Origin of the sequence: Paraburkholderia saeva, assembly GCF_907164555.1 — a bacterium.
Lineage (GTDB): Bacteria > Pseudomonadota > Gammaproteobacteria > Burkholderiales > Burkholderiaceae > Paraburkholderia > Paraburkholderia saeva.
On the sequence record NZ_CAJQZC010000006.1, the window covers coordinates 196448 to 219586 of the forward strand.

Annotated in this window: 22 protein-coding genes and 1 tRNA gene; 10 read left to right on the plus strand and 13 right to left on the minus strand. The window is 63.3% G+C overall.

Annotated elements, in window-relative coordinates; all coding sequences use genetic code 11:
• Nucleotides 1-63: 63 nt before the first annotated feature.
• The 4 genes from LPA36_RS17975 to LPA36_RS17990 form a co-directional block, all read right to left on the minus strand.
• Complete coding sequence (locus LPA36_RS17975; RefSeq protein ID WP_228879440.1) at nucleotides 64-1053, minus strand: beta-ketoacyl-ACP synthase III; 990 nt, start codon at nucleotides 1051-1053, stop codon at nucleotides 64-66.
• The gene (plsX, locus tag LPA36_RS17980; RefSeq protein ID WP_228879442.1) at nucleotides 1053-2183 is read right to left on the minus strand and encodes a phosphate acyltransferase PlsX; all 1131 of its coding nucleotides are present in this window, start codon (nucleotides 2181-2183) and stop codon (nucleotides 1053-1055) included. Before plsX ends, LPA36_RS17975 begins: the two co-directional genes overlap by 1 nt.
• 138 nt (nucleotides 2184-2321) lie before the next feature.
• Nucleotides 2322-2501 (minus strand): 50S ribosomal protein L32, encoded by a 180-nt coding sequence (gene rpmF / locus LPA36_RS17985; protein WP_076785234.1) that lies wholly within the window; start codon nucleotides 2499-2501, stop codon nucleotides 2322-2324.
• A 106-nt stretch (nucleotides 2502-2607) separates the two neighbouring features.
• Nucleotides 2608-3261 carry a DUF177 domain-containing protein gene (locus LPA36_RS17990; RefSeq protein ID WP_228879738.1) on the minus strand — a complete coding sequence of 218 codons (654 nt, stop codon included), beginning with the start codon at nucleotides 3259-3261 and terminating at the stop codon, nucleotides 2608-2610.
• A gap of 209 nt (nucleotides 3262-3470) precedes the next feature.
• Between LPA36_RS17990 and LPA36_RS17995 the strand changes: the two genes are divergently transcribed.
• Complete coding sequence (locus LPA36_RS17995) at nucleotides 3471-4091, plus strand: Maf-like protein (RefSeq protein WP_228879444.1); 621 nt, start codon at nucleotides 3471-3473, stop codon at nucleotides 4089-4091.
• Entirely contained in the window at nucleotides 4088-4807 is a 720-nt protein-coding gene (locus tag LPA36_RS18000; RefSeq protein WP_228879446.1) for an SAM-dependent methyltransferase, read from the plus strand. The genes LPA36_RS17995 and LPA36_RS18000 overlap by 4 nt, the downstream gene beginning before the upstream one ends.
• A 128-nt stretch (nucleotides 4808-4935) precedes the next feature.
• Here LPA36_RS18000 and LPA36_RS18005 read toward each other — a convergent pair whose 3' ends face one another.
• Genes LPA36_RS18005 through LPA36_RS18020 form a run of 4 tightly spaced genes read right to left on the minus strand, consistent with a single transcriptional unit; the run spans nucleotide 4936 to nucleotide 8034 of the window.
• On the minus strand, nucleotides 4936-5937 hold the full coding sequence (locus LPA36_RS18005) for a S49 family peptidase (RefSeq protein WP_228879448.1): 1002 nt from the start codon (nucleotides 5935-5937) through the stop codon (nucleotides 4936-4938).
• Nucleotides 5938-5955: 18 nt separating this feature from the next.
• Nucleotides 5956-6348 (minus strand): Rieske (2Fe-2S) protein, encoded by a 393-nt coding sequence (locus LPA36_RS18010; protein ID WP_228879451.1) that lies wholly within the window; start codon nucleotides 6346-6348, stop codon nucleotides 5956-5958.
• Complete coding sequence (locus tag LPA36_RS18015) at nucleotides 6345-7004, minus strand: HAD-IA family hydrolase (RefSeq protein ID WP_228879453.1); 660 nt, start codon at nucleotides 7002-7004, stop codon at nucleotides 6345-6347. The genes LPA36_RS18010 and LPA36_RS18015 overlap by 4 nt, the downstream gene beginning before the upstream one ends.
• A complete protein-coding gene (locus LPA36_RS18020; protein ID WP_228879456.1) occupies nucleotides 6985-8034 on the minus strand; it encodes an RluA family pseudouridine synthase in 1050 nt (349 codons plus the stop codon). Before LPA36_RS18020 ends, LPA36_RS18015 begins: the two co-directional genes overlap by 20 nt.
• Nucleotides 8035-8780: 746 nt before the next feature.
• Between LPA36_RS18020 and LPA36_RS18025 the strand changes: the two genes are divergently transcribed.
• From LPA36_RS18025 to LPA36_RS18050, 6 genes are all read left to right on the plus strand, one after another.
• Nucleotides 8781-12029, plus strand: a complete 3249-nt coding sequence (locus LPA36_RS18025; RefSeq protein WP_228879459.1) for an Rne/Rng family ribonuclease — start codon at nucleotides 8781-8783, stop codon at nucleotides 12027-12029.
• Nucleotides 12030-12232: 203 nt separating this feature from the next.
• Nucleotides 12233-13342 carry a GTP 3',8-cyclase MoaA gene (moaA, locus tag LPA36_RS18030; RefSeq protein WP_228879462.1) on the plus strand — a complete coding sequence of 370 codons (1110 nt, stop codon included), beginning with the start codon at nucleotides 12233-12235 and terminating at the stop codon, nucleotides 13340-13342.
• 13 nt (nucleotides 13343-13355) lie between these two features.
• A complete protein-coding gene (mobA, locus tag LPA36_RS18035) occupies nucleotides 13356-13970 on the plus strand; it encodes a molybdenum cofactor guanylyltransferase MobA (RefSeq protein WP_228879465.1) in 615 nt (204 codons plus the stop codon).
• A gap of 90 nt (nucleotides 13971-14060) precedes the next feature.
• Nucleotides 14061-15356, plus strand: coding sequence for a molybdopterin molybdotransferase MoeA (gene moeA, locus LPA36_RS18040; protein WP_228879467.1), 1296 nt, complete (start codon nucleotides 14061-14063; stop codon nucleotides 15354-15356).
• A gap of 46 nt (nucleotides 15357-15402) precedes the next feature.
• Nucleotides 15403-15678 carry a hypothetical protein gene (locus LPA36_RS18045; RefSeq protein ID WP_090529165.1) on the plus strand — a complete coding sequence of 92 codons (276 nt, stop codon included), beginning with the start codon at nucleotides 15403-15405 and terminating at the stop codon, nucleotides 15676-15678.
• A complete protein-coding gene (locus tag LPA36_RS18050) occupies nucleotides 15678-16175 on the plus strand; it encodes a GNAT family N-acetyltransferase (RefSeq protein ID WP_228879470.1) in 498 nt (165 codons plus the stop codon). The genes LPA36_RS18045 and LPA36_RS18050 overlap by 1 nt, the downstream gene beginning before the upstream one ends.
• An 81-nt stretch (nucleotides 16176-16256) precedes the next feature.
• Here the strand turns inward: LPA36_RS18050 and LPA36_RS18055 are convergent, their stop codons facing one another.
• From LPA36_RS18055 to pncB, 5 genes are all read right to left on the minus strand, one after another.
• Nucleotides 16257-17741, minus strand: a complete 1485-nt coding sequence (locus LPA36_RS18055) for a DNA recombination protein RmuC (RefSeq protein ID WP_228879474.1) — start codon at nucleotides 17739-17741, stop codon at nucleotides 16257-16259.
• On the minus strand, nucleotides 17738-18727 hold the full coding sequence (locus LPA36_RS18060) for a 2-hydroxyacid dehydrogenase (RefSeq protein WP_228879475.1): 990 nt from the start codon (nucleotides 18725-18727) through the stop codon (nucleotides 17738-17740). Before LPA36_RS18060 ends, LPA36_RS18055 begins: the two co-directional genes overlap by 4 nt.
• Nucleotides 18728-18795: 68 nt before the next feature.
• Nucleotides 18796-20226, minus strand: coding sequence for a sodium:proton antiporter (locus tag LPA36_RS18065; RefSeq protein WP_228879478.1), 1431 nt, complete (start codon nucleotides 20224-20226; stop codon nucleotides 18796-18798).
• 43 nt (nucleotides 20227-20269) lie between these two features.
• On the minus strand, nucleotides 20270-20932 hold the full coding sequence (locus tag LPA36_RS18070) for a LutC/YkgG family protein (RefSeq protein WP_228879481.1): 663 nt from the start codon (nucleotides 20930-20932) through the stop codon (nucleotides 20270-20272).
• Nucleotides 20933-21044: 112 nt separating this feature from the next.
• Nucleotides 21045-22241 carry a nicotinate phosphoribosyltransferase gene (gene pncB / locus LPA36_RS18075; RefSeq protein ID WP_228879740.1) on the minus strand — a complete coding sequence of 399 codons (1197 nt, stop codon included), beginning with the start codon at nucleotides 22239-22241 and terminating at the stop codon, nucleotides 21045-21047.
• A gap of 317 nt (nucleotides 22242-22558) precedes the next feature.
• On the opposite strand from pncB, the gene fdxA reads away from it, so the two are divergent.
• The gene (gene fdxA / locus LPA36_RS18080; RefSeq protein WP_228879485.1) at nucleotides 22559-22882 is read left to right on the plus strand and encodes a ferredoxin FdxA; all 324 of its coding nucleotides are present in this window, start codon (nucleotides 22559-22561) and stop codon (nucleotides 22880-22882) included.
• Between the two features lie 124 nt (nucleotides 22883-23006).
• Nucleotides 23007-23082 (plus strand) — tRNA-Asn (locus LPA36_RS18085).
• Nucleotides 23083-23139 lie beyond the last annotated feature (57 nt).

A 23139-nucleotide genomic window follows, 5' to 3' on the forward strand; every position in this document is an offset into this window, starting at 1 on the left:
CCACGAGACGGCGCGGCCGGCAGCGCGATACGACACAGGCCGCGCTGGCCGCAAACCCGTCGATCAATAGCGGATGACCGATGCGCCCCACGTAAAGCCGCCGCCCACGCCTTCGATCAGCACGTTCTGACCGCGCTTGATGCGCCCGTCGCGCACCGCGACGTCAAACGCGAGCGGGATCGATGCAGCCGACGTGTTGCCGTGCTCACCGACCGTGACGACCATCCGCTCCTGCGGAAGGCCGAGCTTGCGACACGTGCTTTGCATGATGCGGATGTTGGCTTGATGCGGGATCAGCCAGTCGATCTGTTCAGGCGCGAGGTTGGCCTTCGCGAGCGCTTCGACTGCGACCTTCTCCAGCACATTCACGGCCAGCTTGAACACGGCCTGACCGTCCATGTGCAGGAACGCGCTGCCGGCCACCACGCCGCCGTTCACGTTACCCGGCGTGCACAGGATGTTCGAATGGCTGCCGTCCGCATGCAGCGCGCTCGCCAGCACGCCCGGCTCTTCCGATGCCTGCAGGATGACCGCACCGGCACCGTCGCCAAACAGCACGCACGTGGTCCGGTCGTTGAAATCGAGAATGCGCGAGAACGTCTCGGCGCCGATCACGAGCGCCGTACGGTGCTGCCCGCTGCGAATGAAGCTGTCGGCTGTAGCAACCGCATACGCGAAGCCGGAACACACAGCCTGCACATCGAACGCCGCGCCGTTGTTCCTGATACCGAGCTTGTTCTGCAACAGACACGCCGTGCTCGGGAAAACGAAATCCGGCGTAGACGTAGCGACAATGATGAGATCGATGGACTGCGGGTCGATGTCGGCCGCTTCGATCGCGCGTTGCGAAGCGATCAGTGCGAGATCGCTCGTGGTGACATCAGGTTCCGCGAAATGGCGGGCGTGAATGCCCGTGCGCGCGACGATCCACTCGTCGCTCGTCTCGACACCCTGCTTCGCGAGACGTTCAGCCAGATCCTGATTCGTGACGCGTCCGGGCGGCAGATAGCTGCCGGTGCCCAGCACGCGGGAATAAATAGTCGATTGAGCCATTATGCCTTCGAGGATTGCGCAGCAAAGGGATCGGCTGGCTGGCCCGCGATCGGGCCGACCTGATTCGCACCGCCCGTCTCCGGGTTCACCCCGGGGGCTGCCCCACGTGCTGCCTGTTCGAGAGGACCCGCATTCTCTTCCATCGCGGATGCAAGGCGTTCGAGCACGCCATTTTTGACGGCATCATACCCGCGTTTGATCGCCCACTCAAACGCGTAGGCATCGGCCGAACCATGGCTTTTGATCACGAGACTTCGCAATCCTAGCAGGGCAGCGCCGTTGTATTGCCGATGATCGACACGCTTCTTGAAACGCATCAATACCGGCAACGCGAGAACGGCCATCAGCTTCGTGAGCCATGAGCGGCCAAACTCTTCCTTGATGATATCGGAAAGCATCTGCGCGAGCCCTTCCGACGTCTTCAGCGCGACATTGCCGACGAAGCCATCGCATACGATGACGTCGACGGTACCTTTATAGATATCGTCGCCTTCGACATTGCCGCGGAAGTTGAGCGTGCTTGCGCGCAGCAGTTCGCCGGCGCGCTTGATCGTCTCGTTGCCCTTGATGACTTCTTCGCCGATATTGAGGAGGCCGATGGTAGGCCGCTCCTTGCCTTCGAGCGCGGACACGAGCGCATGCCCCATCTCGGCGAACTGCAGCAGATGCTGCGGCTCGCAGTCGACGTTGGCGCCGAGGTCCAGCATCATCGTATAGCCGGTGCGGTTCGGCAGGGCGAACGCAATCGCCGGGCGTTCAATGCCCGGGAGCGTCTTCAGCACGTAACGGGAAACCGCCATCAGCGCGCCTGTATTGCCGGCGGAGATGAATGCCTGCGCTTCGCCTTCCTTGACCCGGTTCAGCGCAACGCGCATCGACGAGTCTTTCTTCTTGCGCAGGGCGACTTCGACCGGATCGTCCATGGCGACGATCTCGGTGGCCGCGACGACCGTCAGTGCCGGTTCGTCCGCCGCCTTCAACTTCTTCAGCTGGACCCGGATCGCGGTTTCGATGCCGACAAGCATCAGTTGCGCGTCCGGATGCGAACGAACGAAGTTCACAGCCGCGGGAACGGTCACGGACGGGCCGTGGTCGCCTCCCATGCAATCGATCGTGAGCTTTACAGTCATGGAATGCGACGAATTTCAGGCACAAAAAAGCGGCAGTTGAATGCCGCCTTTTTGTCGAGCCGGGAAAATGTCAAGCGAGCTGATCGCCACGCGACACGTCATTGAACGCAACGCGGTGAAGCGACGAGTCGGGAACGATTAGTCGTTCTTCGTCTTGACGACTTTCTTGCCGCGATAATAGCCGTTCGGGCTAATGTGGTGACGCAGATGCACTTCACCCGTGCTCGGTTCGACAGCCAGCGGTGCTGCGCCGAGGAAATCGTGCGAGCGGTGCATGCCGCGCTTCGACGGCGACTTCTTGTTTTGTTGAACTGCCATGATAACTCCTAAAAATTTTCCGAATTCTAACACAGCCCGACAGCGCAATCGCCACTGGCCGACTGGCCAGATACGCCGAATTACCGTCGCGCTCCCATGCAACTGTTCAGTGCTTTTCGCCGCCCGGGCCGCCCTGCTTGAGCCCTTTGAGCGCCGCAAATGGATTCGGCCGCGCGGGTTCGCCACCCTCACCAGCTTCGCCCGGCGCCGCTTCTTCGCCCTCGCCTTCCGCACCGCTTACGCCCGAGACGAGACTTTCGTGAACCTCGGGGCAAACATCGTGCTTCGGCACCAGTGGCAGCGAAAGCAGCAATTCCTCTTCGATCAACTCGACGAGATCGAACTGGCGTGAGCCCACGATCACCTCGACTTCATCCTCATCCAGCGGAAATTCTTCCGCTTCTTCCTCAGTGTTGACTATCCGGTATATCGCGTCGACGTTAAACGTCTGATCATACGGAGCCAGACAACGCTGACACAAAAGCCAGGCCGAACCGTGAAGCGCGAGCCGCAGATACGGCTGCGGGCCCTCGGTGCCGTCATCCTGCAATTCAGGCTGGGTCGACCCTTCAGCCTGCCAGGTGAACGCGGTATCGCGGTCTGGCGCCTCGGCCGGGACTTCGTTTAACATGCGCGACAGTTGCGACACGCGCACCACGCCCGCCGCCTGCCGGCCACTTCGAGCAAATTCGAACAGATCGAGTTCGCGAGGGTCGAGAATGGCAGCAGGACCAGCAGGTTTGCCAGGATGTTCAGTCATGTGCGCTCCTGCGTCGGCGGGCTTTCGACCGGGAAGATCCGGCATGTCGTGCAGCGCGAACCCATGCAATACCAGGCAATAAGGTGCGCGCGCAAATAACATACCGATGAAAAGCCCGAAATCATATCCGTTTTGTCTTTTCGAGTCAAACACTTAAGTCCGCATCCGAAAACCGGTTTGCGGCCCGCCTTTCCAGCCTTCGGTCGACCATGCCAGATTCCCCGGATCACCCGCCCCGCCTGATTCTCGCCTCCAGTTCGCGCTATCGCCGCGAGCTGCTCGAGCGTCTGCGGATTCCGTTCGACGTCGTCGTGCCGGATATCGACGAGACTCCGCTCGCGGGCGAAAGCCCCGAAACCACCGCCCTGCGGCTCGCCGAAGCCAAGGCTCGCGCCGTCGCCGGCTCCGGGGCGGGGGCCGCGGCGCGTACGCTTGTCATCGGTTCCGATCAGGTCGCCACTTACGATGGCCTGCAGATCGGCAAGCCGGGCACGCACGCAAAAGCGCTCGCGCAACTGCAGGCCATGCGCGGTCGCGACGTGCTGTTTCATAGCGCGCTTTGCCTCTTCGACAGCGGATCGGGCACAGCCCAGGCCGTCGATGTCGTCACGCGCGTGCGCTTTCGCAACCTGCCGGACACCGACCTCGAGGCGTATCTGCTTGCAGAGACCCCCTACGACGTCGCGGGCAGCGCAAAATCGGAAGGCCTCGGCATTGCGCTTCTTGAAGCAATCGATTCAGACGACCCCACCGCGCTGATCGGCCTGCCGCTGATCGCGCTCACCGGCATGCTGCTGGCGGCCGGCTACCCACTTTTTGGCACACGATGAGCGGCGTTCTCTACCTGATTCCCAACACACTCGGCGAAGGCGACGCGGATGCGCTCGCCGCCGTCCTGCCCGCGCCGGTCCGGGCGCAGGCCGCGGCGCTGCACTATTACATCGGCGAAAACGCCAAGACGACGCGGGCGTTCCTGAAGAAGATCGGCACCGAACGACCGATCCAGGAAATCGAGATTCGGGAACTCAACGTAAACACGCCGCCCGGCGAAGTCGAAAAGCTGCTTGCGCCCATCCTCGCTGGCACGGATGCCGGACTGGTTTCGGAAGCCGGTTGTCCGGCAGTTGCCGATCCGGGCGCACTGCTTGTACGGCGCGCCCATGAGCGCGGCGTCAAGGTCGTGCCGTTCGTCGGGCCAAGCTCGATCCTGCTGGCCTTGATGGCGTCGGGGTTGAACGGCCAGAGCTTCGCGTTTCACGGCTATCTGCCGGTCGACGCAGCCGAGCGCGCGAAGCGCCTGCGCGAGCTTGAACAGCAGTCGCGCAAAGCGAAACAGACCCAGATTTTCATCGAGACGCCGTACCGTAACCGCGCGTTGCTGGATACGCTGATCGCGACCTGCGCGCCGTCGACCCTCGTCTGCGTCGCGGTCGATCTGACGCTGCCGGAAGAAACCATCGCAAGTCGCTCGGTAGCGGACTGGAAGAAGGCGTCAGCCCTCGACCTGCACAAGCGGCCGGCGATTTTCCTGCTGCTGGCGGTTTAGGCAAGAGGTCAAAGCGGCCAATGGTGCCGCTCAGTCCAGCCCGGCATGACTACCGCGGGCTGGACCCGAACTGTCACGCCGCATCAAGGCACTGCGTTGCCGCGTCAATCCCCAGCGGCCGCGTGGCGTTAGCGCAGGTTGAACTTGCCGCCGGCGATCATCGCGTGCACGCCTGCCGCGCCCACTGCCGCACCGAATTTCTTCGCGACGCGGTCGGTGATGCTTTCCTTCACTGTGTAGTCGACGATATCGGGCGCCTTGATCACTTCGCGGGCGACGTAATCAGTGTCGCCCAGTGCGTCCGCGAGGCCCAGATCGATACTCTGCTGGCCGGTCCAGAAGAGACCTGAGAAGATCTCCGGCGTCTCATGCAGCCGCTTGCCGCGGCCCTGACGCACGGCATCGATGAACTGCGCGTGGATCTGGTCGAGCATCTGTTGCGCATGCGCGTCCATCTTCGGCGTTTCCGGTGAGAACGGATCGAAGAAGCCCTTGTTCTCGCCCGACGTATGCAGGCGGCGCTGCACGCCGAGCTTGTCCATCAGGCCTGTGAAGCCGAAACCGTCCATCAGCACGCCGATCGAACCGACGATGCTCGCCTTGTCGACATAGATCTTGTCGGCCGCAGCGGCGACATAATAGCCGCCCGAAGCGCACATGTCGTCGACCACGACGTAAAGCGGAATCGACGGATATTTGCCCCGCAGACGCCGGATCTCGCGATTGATGATGCCAGCCTGCACCGGACTGCCACCCGGGCTGTCGATGCGCAGGATCACACCGGCGGTGCCGTCGTCGTCGAACGCACTGTCGAGCGCGCTATTGATGTCGTCCGCGTTGGCGTTCGTATCCGACGCGATCTCGCCGTCCAGCGTGACGAGCGCTGTGTGGCGGCCGGTTGTCGTCACGTGCTCGCCGCTGAAGTCGAACGCGCCCCATGCCAGCAGCGCGAGGACACCCAGAAACACGAAGCGGAAAAAGATCTTCCAGCGCCGGGCCGCGCGTTGCTCGGTGATTGCGGCGAGCGCGATGCGTTCGAGCGCCGCGCGCTCCCAGCCCGACTCCGATTCAGGCAGACGGCGGTTCGAACCGGTGGGTTCGATGGGATCAGGATTTTGATTGTCGGCCATGCGTCGGAGAATGAAGAATCAAGGGGTGACCGGACACAGTTCCTCGTCCGGAAGCCAGAACACGGCGCGGCCTTCAGGCGTATCGCGCTCGTCGACCTCGACGGGACGCAGCCTCCCGCCACGGCACGGACCGCCGACGCAGCGACCGGTATCCGGCGCATAAATCGCGCCGTGCGTAGCGCACATCAAGTATAAACCCGACGATTCGAAGAACTGGCCTTCCGACCAGTCGAGCTCCATCGGCACGTGCGCGCAGCGATTCAGGTATCCATACGCGCGGCCATCGTAGCGGACGAAAAAGACAACCGCCTCGCCGCCGCCATACGTCGCGGCATGGCGCACGCCGGCGCCGCCGTCCACGAGATCACTGGAAGCGCAGATGCGGACCGCTTCGTGCGTCGCGTCGCTCATGCGTTCTCACGCAGCCACGACGACAGCGAGCCCACGCTGTCCGCGACGAATTTCGGCGTCAGCGCCGTCAGCGAAGTGGCCGGATGCGCGCCGTAGCCCACGCCGACGCCCGCCACGCCCGCATTGATCGCCATCTGCAGATCGTGCGTCGTATCGCCGATCATCACCGTGCGCACCGGATCCTGCCCCAGTTCGCGGGTGAGTTCGTGGAGCATCGCGGGATGGGGTTTCGAGAACGTTTCGTCGGCGCAGCGCGTGCCGTCGAAGAGGCTCGTCAGGCGGCTCTGGTCGAGCGCGCGGTTCAGCCCCACGCGGCTCTTGCCGGTCGCGACGGCCAGCAGATAACCCGTATCGCGCAGTTCCTGAAGCATCTCGCGCACACCCGCGAAAAGCTCGGTCGTCTGATCCTTGACCAGATAGTGGAAGCGATAGCGCTCGGCAAGCCGCGGATAGTCGGCCGGATCGAGCGTCGGTGCGGCGATCTGAAGCGCGTCGCGCAGGCCGAGACCGATCACGAAGCTCGCTGCCTCGTCGGCGGGCACGGGCAGGCCGAGGTCGCGACACGCGGCCTGGATGCTGCGCGTGATGTGCACGGTCGAATCCATCAACGTGCCGTCCCAGTCGAATACGATCAGGTCAAATTGCTCTCGGGCCATGCGGGTTCGTCTCGTGTTGGGGTTGATCTCGTAATGCGGTGAGCTGGTCGACGAAGCGCCGGCATTCTGCCGGCAGCGGCGCGTCGAACTGAAGGACGTCGCCGGTGGCCGGATGCTGCAGTTTCAGCCGGTAAGCGTGCAGGAACATGCGTTTTAACCCCGGATTCGCATTCGCGCGCGCCAGCGCCTTGTTCAGCGCGAAGTCGCCGTATTTTGCGTCACCGACGATCGGCAGCTCCAGATGCTGCAGATGAACGCGAATCTGGTGGGTGCGTCCCGTTTTCAGCTCCGCCTCAAGCAGCGCGTATGAAGGCCAGCAGTCAATCAGGTTGAACACGGTGTGCGACGGGAGCCCGTCCGGCTGCACCCGCACGCGCCGCTCGCCTTCGGGGGTCAGATACTTGTGCAGCGGCTCTTTCACCGCCCGCCGACGGCCCCAGTCGCTCGCCCAGTCGCCATGGACGCACGCATAGTAACGCTTGTCCATCTGGTTCTCGCGGATCTGTTCGTGCAGATTGACCAATGCCGCCCTTTTTTTGGCCAGCATCAGCACGCCAGATGTCTCGCGATCGAGCCGATGCACCAGTTCGAGGAATTTTGCCTGCGGACGCGCCTGACGCATCTGCTCGATCACGCCGAACGCCACGCCGCTGCCGCCGTGCACGGCAACGCCGGCGGGCTTGTCGATCACGAGCATGTGATCGTCTTCGAAGAGGATCTTGAAGTCGACCGCAGGCATCGGCACGTGCGCGGCGGCTTCCGTGCCCTGCGCGATCCGGATGGGTGGCACGCGGACCAGATCGCCCAGTTGCAGGCGATATTGCGCGTCGACCCGACCCTTGTTTACACGCACTTCACCGCTGCGCAGGATCCGGTAGACATGGCTTTTCGGCACGCCCTTGCAGACGCGTAACAGGAAGTTATCGATACGCTGTCCGGCCGCGCCGTCGTCGATCTCGATCATCGAGACCTGGTCGCTTGCGACCGCGCTATTGAGCGATTTCTGGGATATTTTGCCTAACTCTTTCATTATGAATATAATTTGCCCAGCAGTCTGCAAGGCCGGCGCATTGGACCGGTGCATTTAACTGGTGTATCACACCGGAATGCGGGCGGATTGCGCAGGTGCAAGCGATAAACCGTTATTTTACTTGCGCCGGGGTCTGGCTGCTCACCCTGAAAATGAGATGCAGCGAGTTGCACGCACGGAACCCGCACCCGGCAGGGACGGCGCCCACAGGCGCGTTCGGTCATGGTCGGTTCCGACGGTAACGGAATGTTGGCAAAAAAGAATTTATCCGGTGAGCGTAGGTCGCGGGCAGTCTGATGGCCCCGCGTGATGCTCCTGGTTGCGAATATACGGCGTGCGCCCGAGCGCGTCCCGCAGATAGTGCGGGACATGGCGACGTCAAAATGAGGCGAGACACCCCGAGTGGGAAGTCGGGCGTTTTGAGCAAGCTTCCCGCTGCGGCATGGCCGCAGCCTTCGTCCGGATGGTCCTGCGCACAGCTGGCGCGCCGGAAGGACACATGAAGGCGATGCAGGTCGGACTGCCAGAACCCGCGGCGTGTCGTGCCGTTATTTGAAGCCGTATTCGCGTGTGCCCAGCGGCACCGTGTCCGTATGCCGGACCGGCCCCGTATCTGGCAATTCTCCCACCATCGTTCCCGCTCCAGCGTGCTTGTGAAAACACAATAAGGCGCGGCATGCCGCTGTCCTCGACGTACCGGCTGACAACCGGCACGCGGGCAGGCAGAGCCGCTCTGGAGCCGTTCAATGAAACGCATGCTGTTTAATGCGACGCAGCAGGAAGAACTGCGCGTCGCCATCGTCGATGGGCAAAAACTCATCGATATCGACATCGAGACCGCCGGGCGCGAACAGCGCAAAGGCAATATCTACAAAGGTGTCATCACCCGCATCGAGCCGTCGCTCGAAGCCTGTTTCGTCAACTACGGCGAAGACCGCCACGGTTTTCTCCCGTTCAAGGAAGTCGCCCGCCAGTATTTCCGTGACGGCGTCGACATGCGCACGGCACGCATCCAGGATGCGCTGAGGGAAGGCCAGGAACTGATCGTTCAGGTTGAAAAGGAAGAGCGCGGCAACAAGGGCGCGGCCCTCACCACGTTCATCTCGCTCGCCGGCCGTTACCTCGTGCTGATGCCGAACAACCCGCGCGGCGGTGGCGTGTCGCGCCGGATCGAAGGCGACGACCGTCAGGAACTGCGCGAAACCATGGCGCAGCTGCAACTGCCGGAAGGCATGAGCATCATCGCGCGTACTGCCGGCATCGGCCGTTCGGCCGAAGAACTGCAGTGGGACCTGAACTACCTGATGCAGCTGTGGCGCGCGATCGAAGCCGCGTCGCAAAGCGGCTCGTCGGGTCAGCCGATGCTGATTTATCTCGAATCCAGCCTCGTTATCCGCGCGATTCGCGACTATTTCCAGCCAGATATCGGCGAAATCCTGATCGACACCACCGAAATCCATGACCAGGCACGCGCCTTCATGGACATCGTGATGCCGGACAATGTCAGCAAGGTGAAGCGGTATCACGACGATGTGCCGCTTTTCTCGCGCTTCCAGATCGAACACCAGATCGAAACGGCGTATTCGCGCACCGTCCCGCTGCCGTCGGGCGGCGCCATCGTGATCGATCACACCGAAGCGCTCGTCGCGATCGACGTGAACTCGGCACGCGCCACCAAGGGCGCCGACATCGAGGAAACGGCGGCACGCACGAACCTCGAAGCCGCCGACGAAGTGGCCCGCCAGTTGCGTCTGCGCGACCTGGGCGGCCTGATCGTGATCGACTTCATCGACATGGAATCGGCCAAGAGCCAGCGCGAAGTCGAGCAGCGCCTGAAAGATGCGTTGAAGCACGACCGTGCGCGCGTCCAGATGGGCAAGATCTCGCGTTTCGGCCTGATGGAACTGTCGCGTCAACGTCTGCGTCCGGCCCTGTCGGAAGGCAGCCACGTGACGTGCCCGCGCTGTAACGGCACGGGGCACATCCGCGATACCGAATCGTCCGCGCTGCAAGTGCTGCGGATCATTCAGGAAGAAGCGATGAAGGAAAACACCGCGGCAATTCATTGCCAGGTGCCGGTCGAAGTGACCGCCTTCCTGCTGAACGAAAAGCGTGCGGAAATCAACAAGATCGAATCGCGCTTCAAGGTGAACGTCGTTCTGATCCCGAACAAGCACCTCGACACGCCGCATTACAAGCTCGAGCGCCTGCGTCACGACGATGCGCGCCTCGACGATCCGCGTGCTTCGTGGAAGATGGCGGAAGAAGCGGCTCGCGAACTGGAATCGGAAACCGGTTACAGCAAGCGCACCGAAGAAGTGAAGCCGAAGCAGGAAGCGGCGGTCAAGGGCATCACGCCCGAAAAGCCGGCGCCGAGCGCACCGGTGAAGCCGGCTGCAGCAACGCCCGCGCCGGTCGCGGTGACGCCGGCTGGCGGCGGATTCATCGGCTGGCTGAAAAACCTGTTCGGCGTGGCGCCCGCGGCGCCGGCGCCGGCACCCGTCCAGGCCGAAAAGCCTGCGCGTCCTGCACGCGGCGACCGCACGGAACGTGGCGAACGTACCGGCGAACGCGGCGGCGATCGCAACCGTAACCGTCGTGGCGGCGCAGGCGGTCGCGATGCGGCTGGCCGCACCGAAGGTACGAACGGCAGCCGTCAGGGTCAACCGTCGCAACGTCAGGAACGCGAAGGTCGTGAGCCGCGTGAAGCACGCGAAGGCCGCGAAGCACGCGAGCCGCGTGAACAACGTGAACCGCGCGAGCAGCGCGAACCGCGTGAGGCACGTGAACCCCGCAATGCCCGCGAGCCGCGTGAGGCCCGTGAAGGCCGCGATGGTCGTGATGCACGTGGCGAACGTGGTCAGGAACGTGGCGAACGCGTGGAAGCCAACGAAGGTGCACCGCGTGGTGAGCGTCAGGAACGCGGCGAGCGTCGTGAGCGCGGAGAGCGTGGCGAGCGTCGTAGCCGTCAGCCGCAGGAAGGCGAAACGCTGAATCAGGAAGCAGCGCTTGAAGCGGCGCTGCCGGTTCAGGCAGGTATCGCTGAAGGCGTTACGCCCGCCGATCAGGAAGCGGTTGCACGTGAAGGTGAAGAGCGCCGTCGTCGCCGTCGTGGCCGTCGTGGTGGTCGTCGCGAGCGTGAGGAAGACGGTTCGAACGTCAACCTGGCTGCGGACGTTGCCGAAGCAGAAGGCGATACCGCGAATGTCGCAGAAGACGCACCGGTGCGTGCGCCGGAACCGCGCGTGGAACGTAGCGAAGCAAAGGACGTGACACCGGTGGAAGTGGTGGTTGCCGCGGTTGCAACACAAACGGCTGTCGTCAGCGAACTGCATGCTTCGGCCGAAACGCCCGCTCTCGCCGTCGAAAAGGCAGCGAAGTCGGAAACGATCGTCCCGGTCGATGAAGCGCCCGTCGCGCAGGCTGCGCCCGCAGTTCAGGCGCCGGCTGCCACATACGTCGAAACGGCGCCTGTGGAAGTGGCACCGGCAGTTGTGGCAACCCCGGCGGAGCCTCTCGCACCGGTTGCGGCTGTCGAACCGGTCACGCCGGCTGTCAGTGAGCCGGCCACGCAGGTCGAACCGGCGGCCTACACGGCTGCGCCCGCTGTCGAAGCGCAAGTCGAGCCGACGCCGGCACCGGCATACGAGCCGGCTGTCGAAGCGACGATCGCACCGGCAGTGCAAGTTGAAGCTCCGGCTGAGACCCGCGCTGAGACTCAACCTGCCGCTGTCGAAGCGCCGGTTGTCGCAGCGGCCCCGGCCGCGGCACGCGAAGCATCGCGCCCGAACGGTCTGTCCGCCGAAGCCCTCCAGCCGGTGCTCGAACAGGCCGGCCTCGTGTGGGTGAACACCGACGCAGAGAAGCTGCGCGCCGCTCAGGAAGCCGCCGCTCAATCCGTCAAACCGGCACGCGTCGTACGTGAGCGCAAGCCGCTTCCGCCGGCTGACAGCGCGCCGATGCAGCAGGTCGAAACGGCAAAGCATTCGCAGTAAGCGATTCTGGCTGTTGCGGCAAAAAGCAGCAAAAAGCCCGCCCTCACCGGCGGGCTTTTTGTTTCTGGAGACCCCTCGCCGTTCCACGGCGCCAGCGAGTGGCGCCGCGACCATACCAGGTATGTCCCGAAGTCGGGCGGATCGGCGGCGGCGGGCACCTGTCTTTCCGCTAGAATGGACATCCAGACGACACAAACGCGATCATGTCCCGACGCATCATCCCTGTTGCCGATATCAGCGCGATGCCGGATTACTCCGGTCCCGCGCACGCGCCGCGCGGCGAGCTGACGGACACGCTCGCCCGTCCGTTGCGCGATCTGCGCATCTCGGTGACCGATCGCTGCAACTTCCGCTGCGTCTATTGCATGCCGCGCGCGGTGTTCGACAAGGACTACCCGTTCCTGCCCCACGGCGCCCTGCTCACGTTCGAGGAAATCGAGCGCCTCGCGCGCGTATTTGTCGAACATGGCGTCGAGAAAATCCGCCTGACCGGCGGCGAACCGCTGCTGCGCAAGAACCTCGAATTCCTGATCGAACGCCTCGCCGTGCTGAAAACCGCGGACGGCCGGCCGCTCGACCTCACACTCACCACGAACGGATCGCTCCTCGCGCGCAAGGCGCGCAGCCTGAAGGATGCCGGCCTGACGCGTGTGACGGTCAGCCTCGATGCGCTCGACGACGCGCTGTTTCGCCGGATGAACGACGCGGATTTCGCGGTCGACGACGTCCTGAAAGGCATCGAAGCCGCCCACGACGTCGGACTCGCGCCGGTCAAGGTGAACATGGTCGTGAAAAACGGCACGAACGACACCGAAATCGTCCCGATGGCACGGCACTTCAAGGGCACGGGCGCGGTGCTGCGATTCATCGAATACATGGATGTCGGCACGTCGAACGGCTGGAACATGACCGAAGTGCTGCCTTCAGCGGACGTCATCGCGCGTATCGCCGCGCATTTCCCGCTCATACCGCTCGAAGCCCACAGTGCCGCCGAAACCGCCCAGCGCTGGGGTTACGCCGACGGCAGCGGCGAAGTCGGCGTGATCTCCAGCGTCACCCGGGCGTTCTGCGGCAGTTGCACGCGCGCCCGGCTTTCGACCGAAGGCAAGCTGTATCTGTGCCTCTTCGCTTCGTCCGGGCACGATCTGCGCGCGCTCGTGCGCAACGGCGCAAGCGATGCCGAGATCGCCACCGCCGTCGCCCGCATCTGGCACACGCGCGCCGATCGCTACTCGCAGTTGCGCGGCAGCGCGGGCGCGACGCCCAACGCCGCTGAAGAACGGCGCGTCGAAATGTCGTACATCGGCGGCTGAGGCCGTCGCGTTCATGTCGATCCCCATCGGACAGATCACCGGACTCGTGCTCGCAGGCGGACGCGGCACGCGCATGGGTGGCCTCGACAAAGGGCTGCAGCTGCTGCGCGGCGAACCGCTGGCGCTGCATGTGGTGAGGCGCCTCGCGCCGCAGACCGGGCCCGTCCTGATCAGCGCCAACCGTCACGTCGAGCGGTACACCGAACTCGGCGCCGCGTTCGGCGCAACGGTCATCGGCGATTCCCTGCCCGGCTTTGCGGGCCCGCTGGCCGGGCTGCTGTCTGGACTGCGCGCGGCGCAAACCGGCTTTGTGCTGAGCGCACCGTGCGACACGCCGAATCTGCCCGCAGACCTCGCGCAGCATTTGATCGACGCGCTCGAAGCGAATGCGGCCGACATCGCGACCGTCACGACACGCGACGCCAACGGGGAAGCCGTGCTGCATCCGGTTATCGCGCTGTTGCGCACATCGCTGGCCGACGATCTCGCGGCATACCTCGCGGCCGGCGAACGCAAGGTCCGCACGTGGTACGCGCGCCACAAGAGCGTTGAAGTCGACTTTACCGACGGGCGCGCGTTTTACAATGCCAACTCCTTGCAGGAACTCGCCGATCTCGAACGGGCATAAGACCTTGTGCAGCGGCCACAGCCGCCTCCGGTCGCATGCGTCACGAGACGGTCGCCGGATACGCATCCGGGCCGCGACGCATCTCCACCCATGACCACGCTTAACGACTTTTCCCGTTGTATCGTCCAGTACGACCCTCACGCGCTGCCGGTGTCCTCGGCTCAGGCGATCGTGCGCGAATGGGCGAGCCCGGTGACGGCAGTCGAACGTGTGCCGCTGCACGACGCACTCGACCGCGTGCTGGCCGATGACATCGTTTCGCCGATCAACGTGCCGGCGCACGACAATTCGGCGATGGACGGCTATGCGTTCGACGGCGCATCGCTCGAAGCACAGGCCGGCACGGTGTCGCTGCGGGTGGCGGGCAAGGCGCTCGCAGGTCATGCGTTCGAGCGGGCGATCAAGGCCGGCGAATGCGTGCGGGTCATGACCGGCGCGCTGATCCCGCCGGGTTGCGACACGATCGTGCCGCAGGAAGCCGTCACCCGCGAAGCCGACACGGTTCATTTCGCCGCAGGCGCATTGACGCGAGGCGCCAACCGACGTCTCGCCGGCGAGGACCTGGCTCAGGGCCAGCCCGCGCTGCGCGCGGGTCGCATCGTGCGTGCGTCCGATCTCGGTCTGCTTGCGTCTCTGGGTATCGGCGAAGTGGCGGTACGCAGACGCCTGCGCGTCGCTTTTTTTTCCACCGGGGACGAACTGCGTTCACTCGGCGAACCGCTCGAGCCGGGTTGCGTGTACGACAGCAACCGTCACACGCTGTTTGCGATGCTGCGCCGGATGAACATCGCCGCGCTGGATCTTGGCGTCGTGCGCGATGAACCCGCCGCGCTCGAAGCCGCGTTACGCAATGCCGCCGAAAGCGCGGACGTCGTGCTGACGTCCGGCGGTGTGTCGGTCGGCGAAGCGGATTTCACGAAGCAACTCGTGCGGACGTTCGGCGACGTCGCGTTCTGGAGTCTTGCGATGCGCCCCGGCCGGCCGCTGGCATTCGGCCGCGTGTGGTCCGGCGGCCGGCCCGGCGCCGGTCATCCTGCGCTCTTCTTCGGCCTGCCGGGCAATCCGGTTGCGGTCATGGTGACCTTCTACCAGATCGTGCGCGAAGCGCTCATCGTCATGTCCGGCGCAACGGTTCCACCGCAACCGGTCATTTCGGCGACCAGCACGCAGGCGATCCGCAAACGCGCTGGCCGCACGGAGTTCCAGCGCGGTGTCGCGACGCGCGACGCGCACGGGCAGTGGCGCGTCACACCAACCGGGTCACAAGGCTCCGGCGTGCTCAGTTCGATGAGCGAAGCGAACTGTTTCCTCGTGCTCGTGCACGAGCAGGCTGACATCGATGAAGGCGACACTGTCGACATCATGCTGTTCGACGGACTCGTCTGAACACTCCATATCAACGAAACCATCACGACTAGCAGGTTTGATTCAAATGAAAAAGCAGATCTCCTTCATCGCGCCGGGTCAGACCGCCAAGGCGCTGATTCTGGTTTATCTGACGTTCAGCGTGCCGATCGTGCTGCTGGGCGTGCTGGTCGCTTTCTTCCGCTACGGCTCCGTCGAACTGAGCACTGTGTTCAGTGCCCTGCTGCTGAACGCGATCCTCGGTTTCATCCTGCTGTGGATCGCGTGCCACGCGTATAACTGGGTTGCGTCGCGCTTCGGCGGCATCGAAATCCACCTTTCCGACGCACCGGAAGAAGCGTGATGGCTGCCACCATCCGCTCAGCGACGCCCAGCGACATCAGCGCGATTTTTGCGTTGATCTTCGAGCTGGCCGAGTTTGAAAAGCTCACGCATCTGTTCGTCGCAACCGAAGAAGGCCTGCACGATGCGCTGTTCGGCGAGAAGCCTTCGTCGGAAGCGCTCGTGGCCGAAGCGGACGGACGCGTCGTGGGCTTCGCGCTCTTCTTCCACAACTTTTCGACGTTCCTCGGCCGCCGCGGGCTGTATCTCGAAGATCTCTACGTTCAGCCGTCGCAGCGTGGCACGGGTCTCGGCACGGCGATGCTGCAACGCCTCGCCGCGCTGGCCGTCGAGCGTCAGTGCGGGCGCTTCGAGTGGTCGGTGCTGGACTGGAACCAGCCGGCCATCGATTTCTACGAGAAGATGGGCGCGAGCGTGATGCCCGACTGGCGCATTGTGCGTATCACGGGCGACGCGCTCGAAAAACTCGCCGCACCGGGTCGCATCAAGACGGATTGAGCTGGCCGGCTGTATCGGCCCACGTCAATCAGGTTGCACACGCTGCGCGTTTTCAAACGGACGCAGCGTGTAAATGCCACATCACGGTTCGTCTGCATCCGCGCCTGAGAGCGTGTCCCCAAGCAATCCGCTTGCCGCTTCGCCCGGCAACGCCTCGACATCGCGCAACTTGCGGTTCATCACGCGTGTACGTGTTTCAGCCTGTTCGATCGAACGCGTGACCGTTTCGAGCTGCGCCTTTGTTCTCGACAGCACATCGCCGAATTTGCCGAATTCCGTTTTCACCGCGCCCAGCACCTGCCAGACTTCGCTCGAGCGCTTTTCGATCGCCAGCGTCCGGAAGCCCATCTGCAGACTGTTGAGTAGCGCAGTCAGCGTGGTCGGGCCGGCAATCGTCACGCGGTAGTCGCGCTGCAACATATCGGTCAGGCCTGGCCGGCGCAGAATCTCGGCATAGAGCCCTTCGGTCGGCAGGAACAGCAACGCGAAATCAGTCGTGTGCGGCGGCGAGACGTATTTCTCCGCGATCGTCCGTGCTTCCGCGCGGATACGCGCTTCCAGTGCGCGCGACGCGTCTTCGACCGCCACCGGATCGGCGCGCTCCTGCGCTTCGATCAGACGTTCGTAGTCCTCGCGCGGAAACTTGGCATCGATCGGCAGCCACACCGGAATCGCGACGCCGTCGGCGGAATCGTGGCGCCCCGGCAGCTTGATCGCGAACTCCACGCGATCGCCGCTCTTTGGAATCGTCGCGACGTTCTTCGCGTACTGGTCCGACGTCAGCAACTGTTCGAGGAGTGCCTCCAGCTGCACTTCGCCCCACGTGCCGCGCGTCTTGACGTTCGTCAGCACCTTCTTGAGATCGCCGACGCCCGCCGCCAGCGTCTGCATTTCGCCCAGCCCGCGATGCACCTGCTCGAGCCGGTCGGAGACCTGCTTGAACGATTCGCCGAGGCGCTGCTCGAGTGTCGCGTGCAGTTTCTCGTCGACCGTGCGGCGCATTTCCTCGAGCTTCGCCGAGTTGTTAGCCTCGATGTCCTTCAGGCGCTGCTCGATCGTCGCACGCACTTCGGCGAAGCGCCGGTCGTTCGCTTCGGTCAGCTGTGCCAGTTGCATCGTAAGCGTTTCGCCGAAACGCTTGAGCGTCACGCCCTGCTCTTCCCGCGCCTGCAACGACTGCTGCTGCAAACTCTGACGCACCGCTTCGAGCTGTTGCGCGTTCGACTCGGTGAGCTTCACGAGCTGCTGCGCGAAACCGTCGATCTGGTTGTTCTGGACCGTGGCGATACTCGTGAGCTGCGACGCGAGCGTTGTCTGAAACTGCGCGAAGCCGCCCGCCAGTTCCAGCCGCGACGTGCGTGCCGTTTCCGTGATCTCGCTGCGCAGTTCCCGTTCGAGCCGTTCGTAGGCGCGCGCCTGCGCGCCGGCGGTGTCGGTGATCCGGTTGCCGAGTTCGGTGAACGATTCGTGCGTATCGGTACCGCTGTGGCCACGCATCAGCACGAGTAAGGCAACGACAAGCGCGACCGCCAGAATGACAACGGCCGCGAGCAAAAGAGTGGTCATGTACGCGCTTTCCCCAGCACTTCAGGATTGATCGGATTGGGTGGCTGGCCGGCACGCGGACCCGCGCCGAGTGCCGCGATCAGGTTGTCCGCCGCGAGATTCGCCATCGCACGACGCGTGGCTTCCGTCGCGCTCGCGATGTGCGGCGTCAGCACCACGTTCGGCACGGTGAGCAAGTCGGGATTCAGATTCGGCTCACCTTCGTATACATCGAGGCCTGCCGCGGCGATGCGCTTCGCGCGCAATGCCTCGACGAGCGCAGCGTCGTCGACAATGCCGCCGCGCGCGATATTCGTGAGCGTCGCCGTCGGCTTCATCAGCGCAAGTTCGGCCGCGCCGATCGTGTGATGACTGTCCTTCGTATAGGGCAGCACGAGCACGACGTGATCGGCACGGCCCAACAGGTCTTCTTTCGACACGTACTGTGCGTTGAGTTCGGTCTCGATCTGCTCCGCGACGCGCGTGCGGTTGTGATAGATCACCTTCATGTTGAAGCCTCGCGCGCGACGTGCCAGCGCCTGCCCGATGCGCCCCATGCCGATCACCCCGAGCGTCGATCCATACACGTCGCCGCCGAGAAAACTGTCGTAGTTCCACTTCTGCCAGTGGCCCGCGCGCAGCCAGTGCTCGGATTCCGTGACGCGACGCGCGGCGGCCATCATCAACGCCCAGCCGAAATCGGCTGTCGACTCGTTCAGCACGTCGGGTGTATTCGTGCCGAGGACGTTCGCGCGATTGAACGCGGCCATATCGAAGTTGTTATAGCCGACGGCCATGTTCGCCACCACCCGCAGTCGCGGCGCGGCGGCCAGCGTGGAAGCTCCCACCGGGTCGCCGGCTGTCAGCGCGCCATCCTTGTCGGCGAGGCGGCGTGCGAGTTCCTCAGCGCTGAGCACGTCGCCGTTGTTCCAGTCCACATCGAAATACTGCTTGAGCCGATCGATCACATCCGGAAAGATCGGACGTGCTACCAGGATTTTTTGCATTGCCATTCTCCGGATTTGCCGCCCGCGCAGTCTGCGCGCGGCATTGGCCTCGTTACGTCTCTATACGGTCAGAAAAACAGCCACGTGCTCACGAGGAATACTGGCATCAACACGACCAGCGCCCAGCCGACGTACGCGAAAAAACCCGGCATGCGCACGCCGCGCGATTCCGCGATCGCCTTGACCATGAAATTCGGTGCGTTGCCGATATAGCTGTTCGCGCCCATGAATACCGCGCCCGCGGAAATGGCCGCGAGCGTCGTGGCGCCCGTGGTCATCAGCGTCTGCGCGTTGCCACCGGCCAGGTTGAAAAACACGAGGTAGGTTGGCGCGTTATCGAGGAACGACGACAGGATGCCGGTCGCCCAGAAATACATCGCATCGTGCGGCTGGCCAGAAGCGTCATTGACGAGATGCACGATACCCGCGAACGCGCCGTCCTGGCCTGCACGCAGGATCACGATAACGGGTGCGATTGTCACGAAGATGCCGGCAAAGAGCTTCGCCACTTCCTCGATGGGCGCCCAGTTGAAGTCGTTACCCTCGCGCGCGGCGCGCGGCGTGACGGCGAGCGATACGAGCGTCACGACAATCAGCGCCGCGTCACGAACAGCGTTTTGCAGCGCGACGTGCGTACCGAAGAGGTCAAATTCGATGCCCGGTTTCCACAGGCCGCTCATCAGCACGAGCGCGATCACCACACCGAGGAGCACGAAGTTGATCTTGCCGTCGAGTCCGAACGGCGCGAAATCGGGCGTCGGATCCAGAAACGCAGAGCGCGATTCTTCGCGACGGTGAAAGTAGTACGAATCGAGCGCGAAAAAGATAGCGAGCAGCACGATGCAGACAAACAACATGGGCAGCGCGAGATGCGTCGTCGTCCAGAAGAAGCTCACGCCGTTGAGAAAGCCGAGGAAGAGCGGCGGATCGCCGAGCGGCGACAGCGAGCCGCCCGCATTCGCGACCAGAAAGATGAAGAACACGACGACGTGAACCACGTGCTTCCGGTTGTCGTTCGCGCGCAAAAGCGGGCGAATCAGCAGCATCGCAGCGCCCGTGGTGCCCATGATGCTGGCGAGTACGGTGCCGAGCGCGAGAATGCCGGTGTTAAGGCGCGGCGATCCGTGCAGATTGCCGCGCACACAGATGCCGCCCGCCACCGTATAGAGGGAGGTCAGCAGCACGATAAACGGAACGTATTCCTCGAACAGCGCATGCCCGAATGTACCGAACGCGACATCCGCGCCGAAAACGACGGCGAACGGCACCAGAAATACGGCTGCCCACGCCGCCGAGATCTTGCCGAAGTGGTGATGCCAGAACGCGGGCGCGACGAGCGGAAACATCGCGATCGAAAGGAGCATGCCCGCAAAAGGCACGCCCCATAACGCGGAAAGCGTTGCACCGTCGAGTGTGGCAGCGGCGGCAAGTTGTGGGCACGTTGCCACCAGCAAGGCAACAAGTGCCATGCCCGCGCGAGACGCGGTATGTCGTTTCATCAGGGATTCCGGAATTGAGATGAGCGACCGGTCGCGTGGCACCTCACGCGCCACGAACGACGATCACATGAACCCGATAGGGACCGTGCGCGCCAAGCACGATGGTCTGTTCGATATCGCCGGTACGCGAAGGTCCGGAGACAAAATTGACCGCGCGCGGCAGCTCGCCGCGTTCAGTGCGGATCAGGCCGAACGCATCCTCGTGACCCGCGACGATGCGCGATACGGGCACGACAGCGATATGTGTTTCCGGCAGCAACGCAGCGGATGCGTACGTCTGCGGACCCGACAGCAGCACCAGCGTGCCAGTCTCGGCAGTCGCGCAGAAGCAGCCTGTGATTCCGACAGGATCAAGGTCTACGGGCTTGCGGAATTCGACCGCGATGCCGGCTTCCGCCCACGCGAACTCACGTAGCGTTTCCCACGCGATGGCCCGCACCGGAAGATTGTGTTCCAGCAAATAGCGATGTGCCGCCGCGGGCACGTCGCTCAAGGTCGCGACTTCTTCGACCGTGCTCGACATCCTGCGGGCTTCTTCGACAAAGCGTGTGACAAGGTCACCCGGCATGGGCGGCCGCGGACCTTCAGGATGGCGTTCGAGATAGTCTGTCACCGCTTCGCGCTCGGATGCGGCGGGTTCGGCTGGACGACCCTGCGCGGCGCGTATGCGAGCCAGAATGTTGCGACGGGCAACCGATGTGTCCATGTGCAATCCTCGTAACGATGACCATGACCTTGCGGTATCGGGAGAATTATACCGGCCGCCCCTTGCGCGAACACCTGGCCGGATGGCCATGGTCGCGCACGTCGACGCTGCGTTACTTCGCGGCTTCTTCCTCGGGCGACTCGATGCCGAACACCTGCCGCAGATAGGCGAGATAGGCCTTGTCGTCGCACATGTTCTTGCCCGGCGAATCGGAGAGTTTCGCGACGGGCTGACCATTGCAGCGGACCATCTTGATCACGATCTGCAGCGGGTTATAGCCGAGATCGTTCGTGAGGTTCGTGCCGACACCAAACGCAAGCTTGCAGCGCCCGCGAAAGCGTTCGTACAACTGAAGCACCTTCGGGATATCGAGCGCATCGGAGAACACAAGAACCTTCGTGCGCGGGTCGCAGCGGTTGGCTTCGTAGTGCTTCAGCAGGCGCTCGCCCCAGTCGAACGGATCGCCTGAATCATGGCGCGCTCCATCGAACAGCTTGCAGAAGTACATATCGAAGTCGCGCAGGAATGCCTGCATGCCGTACACGTCGGAGAGCGCGATGCCCAGATCGCCGCGATATTCCTTCGCCCACATCTCGAAGCCGAAGATCTGCGAATCGCGCAGCCGCGGCCCGAGCGCCTGGCAAGCCTGCAGATATTCATGCGCCATTGTGCCGAGTGGCGTCAAGCCGTGCTTGAACGCGTAGAACACGTTGCTCGTGCCCGCGAACTGATCGCCGAGACCATCCTTCAGCGTGAGGATGACCTCTTCGTGCCACTGCTTCGAGAAGCGGCGCCGCGTGCCGTAATCCGCGATCTTGCAATCCGAGAATTCCGGACGCGCGCCCAGCAGCTGGATCTTCTCGCGCAGGCGCTCACGGCCTACCGTGTAATCCGGCTTCTGCTGCGTGTTGCGGAAGTACACCTCGTTGACGATCGCAAGCATCGGAATCTCGAAGAGGATCGTATGCAGCCACGGCCCCTTTATCTCGATGTCGATCTCGCCGTTGCCCTTCTCCGAAGGCCTGATCGAAATGTATTTTTCGCTCAGATGGAAAAGCGCGAGAAACTCGATAAAGTCGCCCTTGATGAAACGCATGCGGCGCAGGTAGTCGAGCTCGTCGTCCGAAAACCGCAGATGGCAGAGCTGGCGAACCTCGTCGCGGATTTCGTCGATGTACGGTACGAGATCGACGTCTGGCGTCCGGCAGCGGAACCTGTATTCCACATTCGCAGCGGGGAAATGATGCAAAACAACCTGCATCATCGTGAACTTGTACAGATCAGTATCGAGCAGCGAATTAATAATCATGTTGTGCAAGCCGGACTGCCAGTAATCGGAGAAGGCCGCGAGGCGGCGCTTCATAACGCGGTATGCCCCGGACGGACCGACCTGTCGCATGTTACCCGAATGCGCGTCGCGACACGGGGCAAAGGGCCTCGGCCGGATGGCCAGCATGCGGCTGCGGGCGGCCGGGCTCGCGGGCGCGACAGGCGTCGCGCTTCATAAACTAATCACGAAACGATATAAACCCCATTGTCCGCCAGCCTATGCGCCTCTTGACGTTACGCTACAATAGCGCTTTTGGCGTTTCGCCTCCCCAGATACCGCATGCAGGAGCTGCCTGAATGACTCACGTTGTGACCGAAAGCTGCATCAAGTGCCGCTATACCGACTGCGTCGATGTGTGCCCGGTGGACTGCTTTCGCGAAGGTCCCAACTTCCTCGCGATCGACCCCGATGAGTGCATCGACTGTGCTGTTTGCGTCGCCGAATGCCCGGTGAACGCGATCTACGCCGAGGAAGACGTGCCGGGCGACCAGCAGGACTTCATTTCGCTGAACGCCGACCTCGCGAAGGGCTGGCCGAGCATCACGAAGACCAGGGCGCCGCTGCCGGAAGCCGACGAATTCAAGGACATAAAAGAAAAGCTGGCGATGCTCGAGCGTTGAGCGGCGCGGGTCTGCGACCCGGTGCGCCGCACGCGACGCGTAGCGGACGCGCGACCGGGATAAGCAAAAGCTATTGACAGGCCCTGAAGCACCCCATACAATTTCGCTTCTCTGCTGTTGTTGTTCCCCGATAGCTCAGTCGGTAGAGCGCCGGACTGTTAATCCGTAGGTCCCTGGTTCGAGCCCAGGTCGGGGAGCCAAGAATTGCAAAGGCCCGTTAACCATAACGGGCTTTTTTACGTAAAGTAGCACCGCAG